This window comes from Pirellulimonas nuda (assembly GCF_007750855.1).
Taxonomy (GTDB): Bacteria; Planctomycetota; Planctomycetia; order Pirellulales; family Lacipirellulaceae; genus Pirellulimonas; species Pirellulimonas nuda.
The window spans coordinates 2,190,879-2,209,204 of record NZ_CP036291.1 but is presented as its reverse complement, the minus strand read 5'-3'; the positions used below and the strand labels follow the sequence as shown (position 1 = coordinate 2,209,204).

The following is an 18,326-nucleotide window of genomic DNA, read 5'->3' as shown; positions in this document are numbered from 1 at the left end:
TCGCCCTGCGTGGTACTCTGGTCCGGCCCGTCGCGCGCAAAATCGCGGCAACGTTGACCGATCGCCGTGCGCGTCCCCAGCCCCTACCCCCAACCCCCAGCCACGGGGGCGCAGCCCCCATGTTCTTGATCGACGGCTACAACCTGCTGCACGCCGCCGGGGTGTTCGCCCAAGGGCAAGCGGCCGGCACGCTGCAGGCCGAACGCGAGGCCCTGCTGGCGATGCTCGCGGGCCGGCTCACCGCCAAGCAGCGGCGGGTGACGACAATCGTGTTCGACGCGGCCGGCGCGCCGCCGGGGTTGCCCGATACCGCGACCCACGAATCAATCAAGATCCGCTACGCCCGCGGCTACGAAGACGCGGACGCGCTGCTGGAAGAGATCATCGAGCAGCACCGCGCGCCCAAGGGGATGGTGGTAGTCTCCAGCGACCACCGCGTGCAACGCGCCGCGCGGAGCCGGGGCGCCCGCTGGGTCGACAGCGAACAATGGGTGCGGGAGCTCCCGCGGGTCAAGAAGCGCAATCCTTCGGACCGCCTCGAAAACGCCCCCGGCATCGGCGACGCCGCGTACTGGGCGGAGCAGTTCAGCGACGCGGAGACGATCGCGGCGCTCGAACACGCGGCCGCCGAAGAAGCACGGCGCAAGGGGAGCGTCCCCCGGCGTCCCCCCGAGGACCCCAAGCAACCGCTCCCGCCAAAGAAGCCTAAGAAGGAGCAGCAGCGCTTCGGCGAGGGGATCTTCGAAGGGTTCCCGCCGGGGTACGGCGAAGACCTCCTCGACGGCCCCGACATATCTTGACGTGGGCGATGGACGAACGCGCGAGCCGGGCCGTCCCCGGCCCCGGCGGCCCCTGAAGCAGGGGTCGACCCAGTCGAGCCGCGCCGGGGGCGGGGACGCCCCGGCTCGCAAGGCCGGGGAGCGCTAGTTGAGGTCGCCCGCGGGGGCTGGTTCGGTGACCGGGCTCATCGTGAAATCGCCGCTGGTGCGCAGCCACAGCCGGTAGGTCTCGCCGGGCCGCACCTGGAAGAACGGCGCGTTGCCCTGCAGCGCGCGGACCCCCAGCGATTCAAGCTTCTCCCGGTCGTGCGCAAGGTCCCAGAAATTGTCCCAGAACTGCTGCTCAAACTTGCTCGGCATGCCGCCGCGGGCGTAGCCGTTGGGTTGGGCGCCCGGTTGGTCGAGCGTGAACCCCTCGTCCGCCTCCTGCTGATTGCCGAAGATGCGTTGGAACAATGCGATGGCGGTCCCCCGCTCGACGTCGGCCTGCTCGACCATCGCGTCGTTGAACTTCACGACCAGGTACTCGACGTAGACGCGGTCGCCCGGGATATCGAACCGCTTCGGCTCGCCAATCTTGATGCCGTCGGGGCTGGTTTCGGTGAACTCGACGGTGGTCAGCGTGTCGCCATCGTCCTGCTTCTTCTGATCGAGCACCCGCAGCTCCGCCACGCGCTGGTCGACCTTCAAGAGGTGGTTGGCGGCGTCGAGGCGTTCAATCTCGGCGTCCTTCTCGGCGATGGTCGCCTGGATCGTCTCGTAGTCTTGCCGCAGCTTGGTTAGCTCTTTCTCTTTGGCCTCGAGCTGCTGCTTGGGCGCATTGAAGATCGCGTACCCCTGGTACCCCGCGTACCCCGCACCCCCGACGAACACCGCCGCGATCAGCGTTCGCAGCGTGCTGTTGACAGTCTTCACGGTCTCGTTGACGGCGCCCATAGCGGCCTCGTGGGGAAGTGGTTTCGCTTCAGCCTACCCGACCCGCCCGGCGCCGGCCAATTCCATAGCTCAACATTGGCCGCAATCGCCACGGTCGACTCGCGACCACTTTGAGCCGCGAGCGTCCAGAGGTTCACGGCCTAGGCGCGCACCAGCCGCAGGGCAGGGCGAGGCGCGGTGGCGAGCTGCCGGCTCGCCGCATCGCGCCACGCAACCAGTGCGGTGAGGGCCGCGGCGGTGGCTTGAGGGCAGAACGCGTCGTCGGTTCCGCTCCAGCCGCCGTCGTCTGCCGAGGCGTCCAGCAGCCAAGCCACCGACGGCTCCAGCGCGTCGAGCTCCATTCCCGCCTCGACAACCGCCTCGACCGCGGCGGCCGTGGCGGCGGTGTCGTCTTTGCACCAGGCGCCGCTGGCGTGCTGGTGGGCCAACAACCAGTTGGCGGCGGCCTCGATGGCTACAGTGTGCTCCGCCCCGTCGCCGGCCAGGGCCAACAGCACCGCGGCGGTCGCCGGCACCGGCCCCAGCGTCGAGGAATCCCAGCCGCCGCTTAGCTGCTGCTGGACCGCCAAGTACTTTCGGCCGGCGCCGCAGGCCTGTGCGTTCTGCGGATGAACGCCGGCCGAAGCGAGCGCGCGGACCGCCACCGCGGTAGTAAGAGCGTCGGCCGATCCAGCGGAGCACCACGAGCCATCGGCTTGCTGCTCGGCCCGGAGCGATTCGGCGAGGGCCGCACGCAGCTCATCGGCAGCCGCGGCCGTGCCGGCTGCCACCTCTTCTTCCTGTGCTACGCGGAGCCAAGGGGGGGCGTCTGCCGCGCGGCCGGCGTCGGCCAGCGCCAGCAGCGCCGCTGCCCGAGCAAGGATCGATCCATCGGCGGCGCTAGCGCCCAGCGCGGTGCGGCCGGCGACGATCGCCCCGTCCAGCGGGTCCGCGCCCGTCGCCAGCAGCCCACCCAGGGCCGCGGCCGTGTTGAGCGTTTGGTCACAGGGGGCGTGGACGGCCAGCGTTTCGGCCTGCGTGTCGTGGTGCAGACGCCCCGCGAGGTCGGCCGGGCGGTTGTTGACGGCTGCTTCCCACAACGCCTCGGCGAGCGGGTCGATCGGCCGAGCCACCGCAGAGGTCGTCGCGTCGCCGGCGCCGATCAGCTCGGCTACGCCCTGCTTGGGCGAGAGCGTCACCACCGGCGTTACGCCCGATTGGGCGACCTGGCCGAACATCGCGAGCCAGCGCTGCGCATCGAGGTCGACTCCGCCCAAGCCGCCTAGCTCGGCGATCGCTTGTCGAGCGCGTCGCAGGTCGGGGTCGGCGGGGCTGGCGCCGGCCGACTTCAGGGCGAAGTAGGCCAGCACGCTGCAAGACAGGTCAACCGGCCCGTCGCCGGCGGCCGGCCAGCCTCCTGATTCGGACTGGGCGCCGCGCAGGGCTCGGCAGAGTTGTTCGGTACGCAGCGGGTCGGACGCGCCGACGCGAAGATCGAGCAGCACGAGCCGCGCGGTGAGCCCGGCGTCGATGCCGGCCCCGCTGCGCCAAGCGCCGCAGGGCGATTGGCGAGCCAGCAGAGCGGCTCGAGCCGTGACGATGGCGACCCGCGCCCCGTCGATAAGCGGAGCGGCGCCCGGAAGACGCGGGGCGACGGATCGGATGGAACGGACACGGCGCGCAGGCCGGGACTCAAATCGGAGCATCATGGCGGCATTCCTTGCGGCTGAGAGTTGTCGTCCTTGACAACCCATCACGCTCGGCGTGACGGCAGAAAATCTAACCCATCGGTCCGCGGTCTACCAACCCCGTCACGGCGAAAAACCCGGCGATTGCAGTGCTATCACCGATCGATGGGGAGCCAGAGCGAGAGCACGGCGCCCCCGCCGGGCGGGCTGGCCGCCTCGACGCGTCCCCCCAGGTCGGTCACGATCCGCCAGCACTTGCTGAGCCCGAAGCCGAGCCCCCGGCCCGCCTCGCGGCCGCTGAAGAAGGGGTCGAACAAGTGGGGCCTGACCGCTTCGGAGATCCCCGGCCCAGAGTCGTGCACCTCGATCACGCGCCAGCCGGGCGCGTCGCGCACACAAACCTCGATGGCGCCGTTCTCTCCGATGGCTTCGATCGCGTTCCGGATCACCGCGCCCAGCGCCACGGCAAGCTGCGTGGCGTCGGCCCAGACGGGGTCTTCGTCGGCGGAGGTGCTGGTCCGCAGCACGATGCCGGCCTTCTCGGCCTCGGCGCGGTGCTCGTCCGCGGATTGCTGGACGAGGGCCCAGACGTCGACGGGCGCCCTCTCCATCGCCGGCGGGCGGGCGAAAAGCATCAGGTCGGCGATCATCTCGTGCGCGCGCATCGCCTGGCGGTGGATCACCTCCAGCCAACGCCGCTTCTCGGCGTCGGTCTCGCGCTTGAGCATCGACTGCGCGCGGGCGGCGATGTTCGCCAGCGGGTTGTTGATCTCGTGCCCGGCGCCGTAGGCGAGCTCTTTCATCGCGTCGAGCTTGGCCCGCTCCAGCGCCTCGCGGAACCGCTCGGCCGAGCCGTCCGCTGGCGAGGGCAGCCGGCAGCGCCGGCGGACGGGCCGCCGCGCGCCGGGGATTTCGGGTCGGCGGGAAGGGATCGACGCCACGCGGTAGGCCCACCGACTAGCTTCTGCGATTGACAACAACGACGGCGCCGGCCAACGGGACGCGCAGGATCAACGCCTGGTTGAGCCGTTTCCTGCCGAGCCCGCGGTTCCGACTGCCCGGGGGCGTCACTGCGCGGCGGTTTCGACGTCGAGCAACTGACACACGCGGTTGGTGAGAACATCGATGTCGAACGGCTTCTTGATGAAGTCGTTGGCGCCCGCGTCGCGGAGCTTCTGGATACGGTCTTCTTCCACCATGCCGCTGATGCAGATGATCCGCACGTCGTCCATCGTCTTGTCGCCGCGCACCAGCTGGCAAACCTCAAGCCCGTTGATGTCCGGCAGCATGATGTCCAGCACAACCAGGTCGGGCCGAAACTCCTTGATCAGCATGCCGGCGCCGAAGCCGTTGTTGACGCTGCGGACGTCGAAGCGGGCGTCGCGCTCGAAGTGGTCCACCAACAGGTCGACCAGGTCCTGGTCGTCGTCCACCACCAGCACCTTGCGCTTGCCGCTATCGAGGGCGTCGGTCGGGATGCCGTTGTCCCGCATGAACGCGTACAGTTGATCGCGTGGGATGCGACGGAACCGGCTGCCCGGCACGCGGAACCCCTTGAGTTGCCCCGAGTCGAAGCAACGGATGATGGTCTGCTGACTGACCTTACAGATCTTGGCGGCTTCGCCAGTTGTGAAGACGGTTTTCATCGGTACTACCACCTCTCTCCGTAGTCGCTGGATAGACGTTCCCTGTCCGAAGGTGGACCCGCTCCACAGTTGAACCGGCTCGACGGCGCGGCGAACAACTTTCTGACGCGGCCGGCAATCAGCCGGCTCCGCCAGACCTCTGGTGTACTTGCGACCTGGCAACGCCTCCGGACTTGGGAGCCGGTCAGATACCCCGAACGGGGTATACCACCCGAGACACCCTCAGCACGCAGAGCACGGAATTGGCCTTGACGCCGCCAACCCCACCGAACCCTGCAAACCGCAGTGTTCTCCGCAACTCCCGAAGTTGCCTGAATTGCCAATCGCGTCCGAATTATATCGGGCGTCCGGGCTGAGTCAATATCGCTTGAATCAACCTAAACCCTTCTGCGGATTCCACTTACGACCGATTGACGAGAACATTGGATTTTGATTCGGCCCCGATCGGAGGGATCAGACGCCCCGCGGGCGAAGTTTCCTAGCTTGCCGTGGCGCGCGATCCACCCCGCCCGGGCGCCGCGAGGTGCACCATCAGCAACGCGATGTCGGCCGGCGTGATTCCGGCGATGCGGCTCGCTTGGGCCAGATCGGCGGGGCGGATCTTCGCCAGCTTCTCACGTGCCTCTTGCCGCATCTGCGTGAGCGCCGCGTAGTCGAGCCCCTCGGGGATGCGTTTGGCCGATAGCCGCTGTTGGCGCTCGACGTCGACGTGCTGACGCGCGATGTAGCCAGCGTACTTGGTGTCGATCTCTACTTGCTCGCAAGCATCCGCATCGAGCGAGGCCAACGCGGGGGCGATCCCCCGCACTTCGTGCCAGCCGACCTCCGGGCGGCGGAGGTAGGCCTCCAGCGGGCCCCCCGCGTGCTTCACGTCGCGCAGCGTTTGCTTGCCCCGTTCTACCTGCGCCAGCTTGTGGCGCAGCCGCTCGCTCCGCTCGTTGCCGACCAGGCCGAGCTGCGCCGCCAGCGGCGTCAGCCGACGATCGGCGTTGTCCTGACGCAGCAGCAGCCGGTATTCGGCCCTGCTGGTGAACATCCGGTACGGCTCGTCGACCCCTCGGGTCACCAGGTCGTCTACTAGCACGCCGATGTAGGCCTGGTCGCGAGAAAGCACCAGCGGCGCCCTGCCTGCGACTTTGAGCGCTGCGTTGGCGCCCGCAATCAATCCTTGGGCGCCCGCTTCCTCGTATCCGGTGGTTCCATTGATCTGGCCGGCCAGGTACAGCCCGGCGACGCGTTTGCTCTCGAGCGTTGGGCAGAGCTGGTCGGGGGGGCAGTAGTCGTACTCAACGGCGTAGCCGTAACGCATGATCTGGGCCCGCTCGCAGCCCGGGATCATCTGGAACATGGCGTCCTGCACGTCGCGCGGCAGGCTGGTGGAGACGCCGTTGACGTAGACTTCCAGAGTGCCGGTCCCTTCGGGCTCCAAAAAGAGTTGATGTTGAGTCTTTTCGGCGAAGCGGACGATCTTGTCCTCGATCGATGGGCAGTAGCGGGGGCCGCTGGAACCGATCTGCCCCGTGTACATCGGCGCCCGATGGAGGTTGGCGCGGATCAGGTCGTGCACAGCCGGCGTGGTGTAGGTGATGTGGCAGGGGGTCTGCGGCCGATTGATCCCGTCCGTGAGGTACGAGAAGGGCCGAGGCTGTTCGTCCCCCGGCTGCGGCTCGCAAGCGTCGTAGTCGATCGTCCGCCCATTGAGCCGGGCCGGGGTGCCCGTCTTGAAACGCCGGATGTCGAACCCGAGCCTCGCGAGCGCGGCGCTAATGCCAGCGGTGGTCCCCTCGCCGCCGCGCCCGCCTGGGGTCTGCGACTCGCCGGTGTGCATGATTGCTTGCAAGAATGTGCCGGTCGTAAGCACCACGGTCGGCGCGTGGTATTCGGCGCCGCCACGGACGCGTACGCCGGTGACAGACGCCGGGCGCTCGCCCCTCGCCTCTGGTCCCTCGCTGCTCGTCAGCAGGTCCTCGACCACCTCCTGCCGCAACGCCAGGTTGGGTTGCTCCTCAACCATCCGCTTGATTTGGGCCTGGTACGCCCGCTTGTCCGCCTGGGCGCGGGGGCTGTGCATCGCGGGCCCCTTGCTGCGGTTGAGCATCCGGAACTGGATGCCGGTGCGGTCGATGGCCAGCCCCATGGCGCCCCCGAGGGCGTCGATCTCGCGGACGATCTGCCCCTTGCCGACCCCGCCGATGGCCGGGTTGCAGCTCATCTGGCCGACGGTGTCGAGGTTGGTCGTCAGCAGGGCGGTGCTGGCCCCGATGCGGGCCGCGGCGAGCGCAGCCTCAACGCCGGCGTGCCCGGCGCCGATGACGATCACGTCGTAGGGGTAGGTAAGCGTTGACATCGGTCTCAGCCTAAACCGGGCCGCGGGGTCCTTCTAGGGATGATGAGGGCGGATGCGGCCCGCTGGGGCGGAGAAATCTGCTAAATTCGTCGCGCGGCGCCTTCGACTGCCTAACCGGGTGGCTGCAGCGTTGAGCGCCGGGCCTGTGTGAGGTAAACGATCGATGCGCTGTCCCTGGGCGGAGAATTCCCCGGAAGAAGCCCGCTATCACGACGACGAGTGGGGCGACCCCGTGCACGACGAGCACCGCTTATTCGAGATGCTCACGCTCGAGGGGGCGCAGGCGGGGCTCTCTTGGCGGACCATCCTCAACAAGCGAGAGGGCTATCGACGGGCCTTCCGGGGCTTCAATCCAGAACTGGTCGCGCGCTTCGGCAAGGCAGACGCCGCCCGCTTGGTCGCCGACGCGGGGATCGTACGCCACCGCGGCAAGATTGAATCGACCATCGGCAATGCGCAGGCCATGCTGCGACTGCGGGACGCCGGGGTGCTGCTCGACGCGCTCGTCTGGTCGTTCGTGGACGGGGCGCCGGTGCAGAACCGCTTCAAGCGCCACGAGGACGTGCCGGCCGAGTCGCCGGCGTCCAAGGCCCTGAGCAAGGAGCTAAAGCGCCGGGGCTTCCGGTTTGTCGGCCCCACCACCTGCTACGCGTTCATGCAGGCGGCGGGGCTGGTCAACGACCACCTGATCGGCTGCGCGCGTCACGGCGCCGTCGCCGAGCACGCGCGTCCGGCGTGAACCCTGACCCCGGCCGCGCCGACCGGTCGGCTAGCGCCGGTACTCCAGGCTCGCAAAGAAGCCGTGCAGCAGCAGGTCTTCACTCGAAGGCGGGATCCCACGGAACGCCGAGGCGCCCAGTTCGAGCCCGTCGAGGTAGAGGACCTGGTACCCAAGCTTGGTCGACAGACAGCGGTTCCACTGCAGCGCGGCAGCGAAGCTCGCTTCCGCGGTGTACGCGATCCGTGCGCGGTCCGACTCGTAGCCTACCTGGGAGCTTTGGGTCACCTCGATCGCTTCGCTGTCCGGCGTGCTCGGGTCGTCCAAGGCGACCACCCGCCGCGTCTCGTCGATGCGGCTGTCGCGGTAGATCAGGTTGCAGTAGGCGCCGCCGTTGAGGAATCCCTCGAACCGTAGCCGAGGCGTGACCTGAAACAGGTCGGACCGCAGTCCCCCTTGGATGCCGATCAGGTTGTTCGCAACGCCGACGTGTCGGAGCAGGTCGCGCACGTCCAGCACCGGGTCGGGCACCGGCGCGTTCGGCGGGAGCGCCGGGAACGACTCTGCCCGATTCAAGAAGTCGTCTACGTCCTCGGCTAGGCGGATGTAGCGCGCCCCGCCATAGGCCTCGACGACGGAATCGGATTGACGCAGCATGTTCACTTCGACCGAGTGCATATACGACGTGTACTCAAGCGACCGCTGCTGGGTGACGCCCGGAATCACGGGGCCCGCCGGGGGCCGCTCCGGCGAGTAGGCGCTCGCGTTCCACTCGGGGATGCCGACGTAGTTCACTTCCACCGAGTAGCCGCGTTGTTCCGAGAAATCGTTGATCAGCCTCAGGCGTCCACCGATGCCGTGGTCGAAGTTCTCGGTCACGGTGTCGGCGCCCAGCGGGATAGCCGCTCCGCCCGCCATGCTCTCGGCCGCCAGGCCGACCAGGTCGATTGATTCGCGGAACAGCACGATGGCGCCGACCGAGCCGCGCCAGCGTGGCCCGACGCGCCAATCGTCGCAGGGGCCGGGCCCGGTGCGGAAGGGAGACCCGCCGCAACCCCAGCCCCAGTCGCAGGCGCCGCCGCCGCAACTCGACCCGTCGCCCCCGGTCGCGGCCGTGAGGTGCGCGGCGAAGTCCCCCTTCGGGTAGGCCGACGACTTGGCGGGCGACTCGCTCGCGTAGGCCACGGCCCCAGGCTGGGCCTGAACCGTATGGGGCAACGCTAGCAGCACGGCTGCTGGCAGCGCGGACGATAAGAGGCGTACTAGATTTCGGACGATCATTGAATTCCCCCGGTTCGACAGACCGAGCCCAATTGCGCTGGCCGGCACACGCGCAGAGCGCGTCCTACCGGTTTGATCGGTCGTGACGGGGCCACAATGCGGTAACTTCCGCTACCGGCGGAAGAGTCTACCCAGTTTGACACACGCCTACGGCCCGCTGGGGGCGGCAAAGCATCCGGGCCGCAGTAGAGTCGCCCGGGGGTGGGGCGTTACACGAGCTCGCGCAGCAGGCCCAGCAGCGCGTCGATCTGGTCGTCGGTTCCGACCGAGACCCGCAGCCCGTCTCCCCAGTGGGGGAAGCGCATGTACCGCACCAGCAGGCCCTGCGCCTTCAGCGTCAGGTAGAGCTCTTCGTGAGACGCGGTGGGGTGGGTCGCCCACACGAAGTTGGCCTCCGACTCCGACAACCCGAAGCCCATCTGCTGCAGCTCGTCGCTCAGCCGGCTCCGCGAGGCGCGTACACGCGCGACATTCGCCCGCAGCCAATCCTGATCCGAGATGGCGGCCGTGGCGCCGGCGATGGAGAGCGCGTCGCAGTTGTAGCTGTCCTTCACCTTCTGCAGTTGCTCGACGACCTGCGGCTGGGCGACGATAAAACCGAATCGCAGCCCCGCCAGTGCGTAGCTCTTGGACAGCGTCCGGCTGACCATGATGCGTTCGTTGGTGCGGACCAGGTCGACGCAGCTCGTCTGGGCGAAGTCGACGTACGCCTCGTCAACCAGCAGCGGGCAGGGGAGGGCGTCGGCGATCGCGGCGACCTCGCCGGGGGGCAGCATCGTCCCGGATGGGCTGTTGGGGTTTGCGAGGATCGCGAGCCGCAGCCCGTCGACGGTCTGCGCGAACCGGTAGCCCAGCGTCCAGTCCGGCTCGTAACGCACGACGTCCGCCATCGCCCCTTGCAGCGACGCCAGCGTGTCGTACAGCACGTAGCTGGGCGCCGCGAAGCGGATCACCTGCCCGGCATCGACGAACGTCCGCACCACGATCGTCAGGATATCGTCGCTGCCGTTGCCGCACAGGATCCAGTCTGGCTCGACCCCCAGCAGCTCTGCGGCCTGCATCCGAAACGCGGTGGCGTGCGGGTCGGGATAGCGTTGCAGCCCCGATTCGAGCGCGCCCCGGATCGCTTCGGCAACCTTGGGCGAGGGGGGGTAGGGGTTCTCGTTCGTGTTGAGCTTGATGACCTTCGAGGCCCGCGGGGGCTGCTCGCCGGGCGTATAGCCGCTCATCAAGGCGATGGTGCGTCGGAACACGGCATTGTGCGGTTGGAAGGATCGAACGAGTTGAACAGAAACAGGCGGGCCCGCTCTGCTGACAGGATAGCGTGAACCGACGCACCGAATCCATTGCCGCGGCAGTGCGTACGCCCGGCGTTCACGGCGCCAGCCGCAGCGTCACGGCCGCCGCGTGTGCGGCGAGCCCCTCTTTCTCGGCGATGCGGACGATGTCTGCGGCGTTCTGGCGGAGGTCGGCCTCGCTCCAGTGGATCACGCTGTTCGAACGGAGGAAGTCGTTGCTCGAGAGCCCGCTCGCAAAACGGGCCGTGGCGCCGGTCGGCAGCACGTGCGACGGGCCGGCGGCGTAGTCGCCCACCGGCACCGGGCTGTAGGGGCCCAGGAACACGGCGCCGGCGCTGCGGATGCGGCCCAGCATCTCCTGCGGGTCTTCGCACGCCAGGTGCAGGTGCTCGGTCGCTAGCAACTCGGCGATCGCCGCGGCGTGCTCACGGTCGCGGGCGGTGACCAACGCGCCGAACGATTCGAGCGACTGCCGGGCCAGGTCGCCCCGCGGGCTCAGGGCGAGCTGTGCGGCGAGCTGCTGCGCCACCTGCTCGACGAGCGGCTCGTGCCAAGTAATCAGCACCGACGAACCCGGCGCATGTTCGGCCTGGGCGATCAGGTCGGCCGCGGCGTAGCTGGCCGGCGTCGTGGCGTCGGCGACGACGATCACCTCGCTCGGCCCGGCGATCGAGTCGATGTCTACCTCGCCGTAGACGTGCCGCTTGGCGAGCGCCACGAACAGGTTGCCCGGCCCGACGATCTTGTCGACGCGGGGCGTCAGCCCCTGAAGCCCGTAGGCCAACGCCGCCACGGCTTGCGCGCCCCCCATGCGGTAGACCTCGGTGACCCCCAGCTCGTGGCAGGTCGCCAACAGGTCCTGGTTGTAGCTGCCGAACTTGGTCGGGGGCGCGACAACGGCGATCTCTTTGACGCCGGCCGCCTGGGCCGGAACGACGGTCATGAGCACCGTCGAAGGGTACGCCGCCGCCCCGCCCGGCACGCACACGCCGACCCGATCGAGCGGCAAGTAGCGTTGCCGCAGCGTGCCGCCGCCGGCCGTGGCGACCTCCACGTCGTGGTGCAGGATGGCGGATTGAAACGTATGGATGTTGGCTCGAAGCCGCCGGAGGGTGTCGAGAAACTCGGGCGCCGCCGCGGCGTGGGCGGCCTGCAGCTCGTGGGGGGGCACGCGGAGCGACTCGGCGGCCAGTTCTGCGCCGTCGAGCTTGTGCGTGTACTCCAGCACCGCCCGGACGCCGCGGGCGCGGACATCGCCGCAGATCCGCTCTACCACCTGCACGGGGGAGAGCGGCTCGCCGAACACCTCGATGGTCTTACGCCGCCCCGCCTCGCTCACCACATCGCCAGAAGGCGCTAGTTTGCGCCGCAGGGCCTCTAGTTTTTCGGCGGCGCCGGCGAGGCGAGCGTCGATCCGCTCGACCCTCAGTGCTGCTGCGGCAGATGGCTGATTTGGCATAGTTGATCGCGTAAGCAAGACGGCCCGGGGAGGCTACAATCCCCCGGGGGTGCTAATCCCTTCTGCAGGCTAACAACCCAAACCCGCTACGGAAAGGAACCGCCCAGAGGCCACGAGCGCCGCAGCCAGACCGCCAGCCGGTGAGGACCACGCCAAGGACGGACCGATCGCCGCCGATCGGGGTTCGCCCGCTTCATCCTTGCCGGAGGGTGTTCTACGCTGGGCGTTCTGTCGTTCCCCACTCCTACCTCTACCCGACGACCCATGATCGACCTCCGCAGCGACACGTTCACACAACCGACGCCGGCGATGCGCCAGGCCATGGCGATGGCCGAGGTAGGTGACGACGTGTTTGGCGAGGACCCCACCGTCAACCGGCTCGAGGCCAGGGTGGCAGAACTGCTGGGGAAGGAGGCCGCGTTGTTTGTCCCCTCGGGCACCATGGGCAACCAGATCGGCATCCGCCTGCACGCGGGGCCCGGAGACGAGTTCATCTGCGACCTGCACGCCCACGTGTACCAGTACGAGCAGGCGGCCTTCGCGCAGTTGTTCGGGATTTCGGTCCGCACGATCGACGCCCCCGGCGGGATGCTTTGTCCCCAGGAGGTCGAAGAACACCTCCGCCCCGACAGCATCCATTCGCCGAGGACCACGCTCGTCTGCCTCGAGAACACCCACAACCGACGCGGCGGGCGCGTGCTGCCCCAAGACCGGGTAGAAGAGCTGTGCGCCTGGGCGGCGGACCGTGGGCTCGCCCGTCACCTCGACGGCGCCCGACTGTGGAACGCGGCGGCGGCTACGGGCGTCCCCCCGGCGGACCTGGTGCGGTGCTTCGACACCGTGAGCGTCTGCTTCAGCAAGGGGCTCGGCGCCCCCGTCGGCTCCGCGCTTTGCGGCAGCCGCGACCATATCGCCCGGGCGCGTCGGCTCCGCAAGGCGCTGGGAGGGGGGATGCGGCAAGCGGGCGTGTTGGCCGCGGCGGCGCTGCACGCCCTGGACTGCCACCTGGAGCGGCTCGCCGACGACCACGCCGGGGCCCAGAAGCTGGCGGCCGCCGTACGCGAGGCGCCAAACCTAGGGCTGATCGAGTACGGCTGCGACACGAACATCGTCGTCGCCGAGGTCGCTCCGGCGCTCGGATCGGCGTCGGAGCTCTGCGCCGCGTTGCGTGAACGCGGCGTGCTGACGCTGCCGATCTCGCCCAAACGTGTCCGCGCGGTCACGCACCTAGGGGTATCCCCGCAAGAAATAGATCAAGCCGCCGCGGCCCTGCGCGAAGCAGGGGGCTAGGCCAGGGGATCCGACGAAGAATCGACCCGCGGGAGTAGGCGCCCTAAACTGGGGGCATGCCCGCACCCACCACCCCCAAACGCAAAAGCCGACAACGCAACCAGCTCTACATCACCTTAGGGGTGATGAGCGTGCTGGGCATTGTGGTAGGGGTGCTTGTCCGGTCGGGCCTCTCGACCCCCAAACCGGCCCCCACCCCTCCGGCGGCCCAGCGGGCCGAAACGGGGCCCAACACGCCCGCCGCGTCCGACCCTTCCGAGGCCGCGCCCGCCGGGCCGCAGCTCGTAGCGGACGACGGCCGCACGCTCTGGCAGGCGCCCGCCGAGCAAGGGCCGACGTCCGGTCGGCCGATCGACCTGGCGTACCTGCCGCCGGGGTGCCAGATGATCATCGCGTTGCGGCCCTCAGAGATCGCCGCCAGCGAGACGGGCCAAGCGACGCTCCGCGCCCTCGGACCGGGCGTGGCGCGGCTGCTCCAGCAGATCGAGACAGCGACCGGCGTGCGGTTCGACGCGATCGAGCGCCTGACGGTCGGGCTGCGGCCGTCGTCTGCCCAGGGCATAGAGACGACGCTGGTGTTCGTCTCCAGCGGCGCGGACGGGGCCAAGCCAGGCGTCTACCGCCCCGCCGGCGCCGACGGCGTCGGCGTGGTCGCTGCCCCGGCGGTATTGAGCGAGATCCGCGAGCTGCAGGGGGCGGCGCCCCCGCTACGCCGCGAGCTCGAGCTGCTCGCCAAGCACAGCGACGCCGGCCGGCAGCTCTCGATGATCGTCTCGCCAAACTTTCTGTATGCAGACGGCAAGCAGCTTTTCTCGGGGGCGGCCGCCGCGCTCCGCGAGCCGCTCTTCCTCGAAACGCCGGATGAGGTGCGTGGGCTGATGCTGAGCGTCGACACGGGCCCGCGTTTCTACTGGGAGCTTCGCGCCGCCAGCGTCGCCGAGATGCCGGCCTCGAAACTCGCGGCGACGCTCCAAGGCCGCATCGCCGGGTGGCCCAGCGGGTTGCAGTTGGCGGTGCTGGACATGGACCCCGCGCCCCACGGGCGGCGGGTGGTGGCGGGGCTGCCCGCGATGGCCCGAGTCGCCGCCCAGTACTCCCGCTACGGCGTGCAGAACGGCCATGCGGTGCTCAACGGCTACCTCCCCGCCGGCGCCGGGCCCAGCCTGGCGCTCGCCGCAGAGCTGACGCTGGCGCAGCTATCGGCCGGCACACAGGGCGCCCCCGCCGGGGCCCCGGCGGCGGGGGGTCAACCCACCACGATTGCCGAGAAACTTCGGGCGCCCGCCACGGTCTCCTTCGCCAGAGATACGCTTGAGATGGCTGTGCGGTATTTAGCGGATGAGATGGCGACGCCAATCACGATCCAAGGGGCTGACCTACAATTGGAGGGGATCACCAAGAACCAATCGTTTGAGCTCGACGTCAAAGACCGCCCGGCAGAAGAGGTGCTGGTGACGATCTTGTCCAAGGCCAACCCCGACAAAACCGCGACCGGGCCGACCGACCCAAAACAAAAGCTGGTTTACGTCGTATCAGGCGATAGGATCGTGGTGACCACCCGGGCGGCCGCCGCGAAGCGGGGAGACACGCTTCCGCCCGTGTTTTCGGAATAGTTTAACCCCTCGGCCCGAATACCCCTGAGCCGTTTCGAGCCGCATCAGCACTTCCTTCTAACAGCCCTGGGCTGCCTCATCCCTTGACTCCGTTCCGCGTGCAATGTGAAACCTGCGCCGCACCGCTGCGGGTGCGCGACGCGCGGACGGTCGGCCAGATCCATCCCTGCCCCAGGTGCGGCAGCATGGTGCTGCTGGCGCCCCCCGCCGGCTGGACCGCCGCGGTCGACGCCGATCCCCCCGAGGCCGTGCCGGCGGCCCACCTTGCGCCCCCCGGCGAGGGCGCCGGCTCAGCGGCCGGGGCGCCCAGCGACGCGGTTAACGCCGGCCCGCTCGACAGCTTCGACTGCGCAGCCCTCGAGCCGCCGCCGGCCGACCCGCAGGCGCCCGTCCCCGAACCGCCCGTCGTGGCGGCCCCCAAGCCGCTGCTGCAGAAGGCGGCGACGCTGGTAACCGTTGGCGGCGTCGGTCTGAGCGTCGTCGTCGTCGCCGCCGCGTTGATGGTGGGCTCTGCCGCTCCGCCCCCCGGCGCTGAGACGGCGCAGCGTGCGGAATCCGACCCAGTTCAAGGCGATCCAGTCCAAGGCGACCCGCCAAGCGAACAGCCACAGCAAGCCGCCGCGCCTGCGGCCCCGCCCGCAGCTGGCTCTCCAGAAGCCGACGCGACGCCGGAGCTCCCGCCCGCTGCGGACCCGACGCCGGCGCACGACAAGGTCGTGGTGCAGAAGCCAGAAACCACCGAGGCCGAGGCCCCAGCAGAAGCGGGGCTGCCTACCACAGAAGCGTCCAACGCACTCCCAACCGAGCCCGCGGCGGGAGCGGGGCCGATCGATCCGCTGGATGTCGACCCGGCCAACCTCGACCTGGTGCTCCGCAAAGGGCCGGCCGCTGCGCCGCCGCCGGCCCGCAAGCCGCCCGAGGCAGCGGCGCCCCGGATCGCCCTGAGCGCCGAGGCGCCCGCGCCACGCGACGCGACGATCGACGCGCGGCTTGCGAACGCGGCTCAATTGAAATCGCCGCCGGTCCGCCGGAGACCGACCGGGACCGACGCCCCGGCGTCTGGCGACGCGCCTACGCGTCTGGCGTCGCGCCTGCCGGGGCTGACGCCGCAGCGGCTGCCGCTGTGGCAGGCGACCGAGCTGCTGACGACGCTCTCCGGCGTGCCGATAACGCTGCCCCCCGAGGCGCTGGACATGGCGGGCGTTTCGCCGCGGCAGCCAGTTACTTTTGGGGGGAGAGACGTCAGTCTCGCCCAGTTGCTTGGCCAGGCGCTGCACGAAGCGCGGCTCGAGGCCGACATATCGGCAAGCCAAGCCGTCGCGGTCCGCCCCGGGCTGACGGCCGTGCAAACGCGGGCATACGACGTGAGCGATCTAATGGGTGACGACCCGCAGTCGCTCGAGTCTCTGTTGCGCACGATGGCTGCGCCCGACGCACAGGGCGACGCCTCGGGCCTCTCGGTACGCGGCGGGCAGCTCCAGGTGCAGGGCGACACCGCCACGCACTACAGCGTGCGGATCTTCTGCGAGCGTCTCCGCAAGGCCCGCGGGCTCGCGGCCGCCTCGAAGTACCCGCAAGACCTGCTCCACGTTTCGCCCGCGCTCGAGGGGCTCCGTCCCACGCTCGACCGCAAGACCACCTTCAGCTTTGTCGATTGGACCCCGATGGCAGAGATCGTCGCCCACTGGCGGCAGGTTTCGCGTCTGACGATCCTTGTCGATTGGCGCGAGCTTGAGTCGGTAGAGATCTCCCCCCAGACGCTGCTCGCCTGCGGAGTGGTCGACCGCCCCTGGACCGACGCGCTCGACTCGGTGCTCGGCCCGCTGGGGCTGGCGTGGCGGCCAATCGACGGCGAGACGATCGAGATCACGACCCGCGAAGCCGCCGACCGGGCGACGTTGGTCGAGTTCTACCCGCTGGCGGCCGGCCAACGTGCGTCCGCCAGCGACCTCGCCCGCGCCGTCGAGGCGCTCGGCGAGGGCGCCTCGGCCAGCTACGACCAGGCGGCAAGCACGCTCATCGTACGCGCCGCTACCGCCGCGCAGCGGGACGCCCACGCCCTGTTGACGGGCGACCGCTAGCGGCCCCGCCGCGGCGCTCGGGCCGCGGCGCCCGGGCCTTTACATCGTGCGATCGACCGCCTCGGCCACGCGTCGGCAGGCCTTCATCATCGCGTCGAACTGGTCGAACGTCATCGACTGGTAGCCGTCGCTCTTGGCCTTCTCGGGGCAGGGGTGGACCTCAATAATCAGCCCATCGGCGCCCGCGGCGACGGACGCCTTGGCCATGTCGGTCACAAGGCTCGTGTGACCGGTGCCGTGGCTGGGATCGACCACCACGGGGAGGTGCGTCTTCTCGTGCAGGTAGGGCACGGTCGCCAGCGGCAGCGTGAAGCGGGTGTGGCTCTCGAACGTCCGCACGCCCCGTTCGCACAGCATCACCTGGCTGTTGCCGCCGTCGAGGATGTACTCCGCCGCGAGCAGCATCTCGTCCAGCGTGGCGCTGGGGCCGCGCTTGAGCAGCACCGCTCGGTGGCTGCGGCCGCAGGCCTCCAGCAGGCGGTAGTTCTGCATGTTGCGGGCGCCGATCTGCAGCACGTCTGCGTACTCGCCCACCAGGTCGACGTCCTCCGGCGCAATCACCTCGGTCACGACCGCGAGGCCCGTTTCGTCCCGGGCGGTCGCCAGCATCTTCAGGCCCTCCTCTTTGAGGCCTTGGAAGCTGTAGGGGCTGGTGCGGGGCTTGAAGGCGCCGCCACGCAGCGCCGTGGCGCCGGCCGCCTTGACCGCCCTGGCGGAGGCGACAATCTGCTCTTCGTCTTCCACGCTACAGGGGCCGGCGATCACCCCAACGCTTGCGCCGCCCACCGTGAGCGAGCCGGCCTTTACCACGGAGGTGCAGTCGTGCGCCTCGCGGCTGGCCATCTTGTAGGGCGCCAGGACGGGCATCACCGAGTCGACCCCGGGCGAGCTCTCGAGGCTTTGCACCCCGTTAACGCGCTCGTCGCCGATCGCTGCGATCACGGTGCGCTCGGTGCCGTGCAGCACATTGGCTTTGAGTCCGAGAGATTCTACTTGCGAGATCATGTGGTCGATGTCCTTTTGGCTTGCGCCACGTTTCATAACAACAATCATTGGGATTCAGGCGTTAGGGGTTAGTTTTTAGTCATCTGCGGACGCGGCCCGCTGGGCTTGCCTGCCTTGCGTCAAGACAACAAAAAAACCCCGAGAACCAGGGTGGTTCTCGGGGTTTGGATTGTTGGTCTGGTCGCTCGCAGCGTCTAGGCACAACC

Annotated in this window: 14 protein-coding genes; 5 read left to right on the top strand and 9 right to left on the bottom strand. The window is 69.1% G+C overall.

The genetic code is table 11. The features are described 5' to 3' along the window. Window positions 1–119 precede the first annotated feature (119 nt). Window positions 120–800, top strand: a complete 681-nt coding sequence (locus tag Pla175_RS09130; RefSeq protein WP_145283413.1) for an NYN domain-containing protein — start codon at window positions 120–122, stop codon at window positions 798–800. 123 nt (window positions 801–923) lie between these two features. On the opposite strand, the gene Pla175_RS09125 is transcribed toward Pla175_RS09130, so the two are convergent. The 5 genes from Pla175_RS09125 to mnmG form a co-directional block, all read right to left on the bottom strand. After that, window positions 924–1,715 (bottom strand): hypothetical protein, encoded by a 792-nt coding sequence (locus Pla175_RS09125; protein ID WP_145283411.1) that lies wholly within the window; start codon window positions 1,713–1,715, stop codon window positions 924–926. Window positions 1,716–1,855: 140 nt separating this feature from the next. Continuing rightward, the gene (locus Pla175_RS09120; RefSeq protein ID WP_197527370.1) at window positions 1,856–3,403 is read right to left on the bottom strand and encodes a prenyltransferase/squalene oxidase repeat-containing protein; all 1,548 of its coding nucleotides are present in this window, start codon (window positions 3,401–3,403) and stop codon (window positions 1,856–1,858) included. Window positions 3,404–3,537: 134 nt separating this feature from the next. Next, complete coding sequence (locus tag Pla175_RS09115; protein WP_145283407.1) at window positions 3,538–4,359, bottom strand: sensor histidine kinase; 822 nt, start codon at window positions 4,357–4,359, stop codon at window positions 3,538–3,540. Window positions 4,360–4,449: 90 nt separating this feature from the next. Continuing rightward, on the bottom strand, window positions 4,450–5,028 hold the full coding sequence (locus Pla175_RS09110) for a response regulator (RefSeq protein ID WP_145283405.1): 579 nt from the start codon (window positions 5,026–5,028) through the stop codon (window positions 4,450–4,452). A gap of 478 nt (window positions 5,029–5,506) precedes the next feature. Then, window positions 5,507–7,375 carry a tRNA uridine-5-carboxymethylaminomethyl(34) synthesis enzyme MnmG gene (mnmG, locus tag Pla175_RS09105; protein WP_145283403.1) on the bottom strand — a complete coding sequence of 623 codons (1,869 nt, stop codon included), beginning with the start codon at window positions 7,373–7,375 and terminating at the stop codon, window positions 5,507–5,509. 163 nt (window positions 7,376–7,538) lie between these two features. On the opposite strand from mnmG, the gene Pla175_RS09100 reads away from it, so the two are divergent. Beyond that, window positions 7,539–8,114, top strand: a complete 576-nt coding sequence (locus tag Pla175_RS09100) for a DNA-3-methyladenine glycosylase I (protein ID WP_145283401.1) — start codon at window positions 7,539–7,541, stop codon at window positions 8,112–8,114. Window positions 8,115–8,144: 30 nt separating this feature from the next. Here the strand turns inward: Pla175_RS09100 and Pla175_RS09095 are convergent, their stop codons facing one another. The 3 genes from Pla175_RS09095 to hisD form a co-directional block, all read right to left on the bottom strand. Beyond that, entirely contained in the window at window positions 8,145–9,374 is a 1,230-nt protein-coding gene (locus tag Pla175_RS09095) for a hypothetical protein (RefSeq protein WP_145283399.1), read from the bottom strand. A gap of 209 nt (window positions 9,375–9,583) precedes the next feature. Beyond that, the gene (gene hisC, locus Pla175_RS09090) at window positions 9,584–10,627 is read right to left on the bottom strand and encodes a histidinol-phosphate transaminase (protein WP_231954286.1); all 1,044 of its coding nucleotides are present in this window, start codon (window positions 10,625–10,627) and stop codon (window positions 9,584–9,586) included. Between the two features lie 121 nt (window positions 10,628–10,748). After that, the gene (hisD, locus tag Pla175_RS09085) at window positions 10,749–12,131 is read right to left on the bottom strand and encodes a histidinol dehydrogenase (RefSeq protein ID WP_145283397.1); all 1,383 of its coding nucleotides are present in this window, start codon (window positions 12,129–12,131) and stop codon (window positions 10,749–10,751) included. Window positions 12,132–12,395: 264 nt separating this feature from the next. On the opposite strand from hisD, the gene Pla175_RS09080 reads away from it, so the two are divergent. From Pla175_RS09080 to Pla175_RS09070, 3 genes are all read left to right on the top strand, one after another. After that, window positions 12,396–13,421, top strand: a complete 1,026-nt coding sequence (locus Pla175_RS09080) for a GntG family PLP-dependent aldolase (protein WP_145283395.1) — start codon at window positions 12,396–12,398, stop codon at window positions 13,419–13,421. A 56-nt stretch (window positions 13,422–13,477) separates the two neighbouring features. Next, a complete protein-coding gene (locus Pla175_RS09075; RefSeq protein WP_145283393.1) occupies window positions 13,478–15,034 on the top strand; it encodes a hypothetical protein in 1,557 nt (518 codons plus the stop codon). Between the two features lie 98 nt (window positions 15,035–15,132). After that, window positions 15,133–17,115 (top strand): hypothetical protein, encoded by a 1,983-nt coding sequence (locus Pla175_RS09070; RefSeq protein ID WP_145283391.1) that lies wholly within the window; start codon window positions 15,133–15,135, stop codon window positions 17,113–17,115. A gap of 39 nt (window positions 17,116–17,154) precedes the next feature. Here Pla175_RS09070 and aroF read toward each other — a convergent pair whose 3' ends face one another. After that, window positions 17,155–18,156, bottom strand: coding sequence for a 3-deoxy-7-phosphoheptulonate synthase (aroF, locus tag Pla175_RS09065; protein ID WP_231954283.1), 1,002 nt, complete (start codon window positions 18,154–18,156; stop codon window positions 17,155–17,157). Window positions 18,157–18,326 lie beyond the last annotated feature (170 nt).

Bases quoted from the DNA above. Each gene is read 5' to 3' on its own strand.
- Pla175_RS09095 (WP_145283399.1), bottom strand. From the start codon at position 9,374: ATGATCGTCCGAAATCTAGTACGCCTCTTATCGTCCGCGCTGCCAGCA.
- aroF (WP_231954283.1), bottom strand. From the start codon at position 18,156: ATGAAACGTGGCGCAAGCCAAAAGGACATCGACCACATGATCTCGCAA.
- Pla175_RS09100 (WP_145283401.1), top strand. From the start codon at position 7,539: ATGCGCTGTCCCTGGGCGGAGAATTCCCCGGAAGAAGCCCGCTATCAC.
- Pla175_RS09125 (WP_145283411.1), bottom strand. From the start codon at position 1,715: ATGGGCGCCGTCAACGAGACCGTGAAGACTGTCAACAGCACGCTGCGA.
- Pla175_RS09075 (WP_145283393.1), top strand. From the start codon at position 13,478: ATGCCCGCACCCACCACCCCCAAACGCAAAAGCCGACAACGCAACCAG.
- Pla175_RS09110 (WP_145283405.1), bottom strand. From the start codon at position 5,028: ATGAAAACCGTCTTCACAACTGGCGAAGCCGCCAAGATCTGTAAGGTC.
- Pla175_RS09130 (WP_145283413.1), top strand. From the start codon at position 120: ATGTTCTTGATCGACGGCTACAACCTGCTGCACGCCGCCGGGGTGTTC.
- mnmG (WP_145283403.1), bottom strand. From the start codon at position 7,375: ATGTCAACGCTTACCTACCCCTACGACGTGATCGTCATCGGCGCCGGG.
- Pla175_RS09080 (WP_145283395.1), top strand. From the start codon at position 12,396: ATGATCGACCTCCGCAGCGACACGTTCACACAACCGACGCCGGCGATG.
- hisD (WP_145283397.1), bottom strand. From the start codon at position 12,131: ATGCCAAATCAGCCATCTGCCGCAGCAGCACTGAGGGTCGAGCGGATC.
- Pla175_RS09120 (WP_197527370.1), bottom strand. From the start codon at position 3,403: ATGATGCTCCGATTTGAGTCCCGGCCTGCGCGCCGTGTCCGTTCCATC.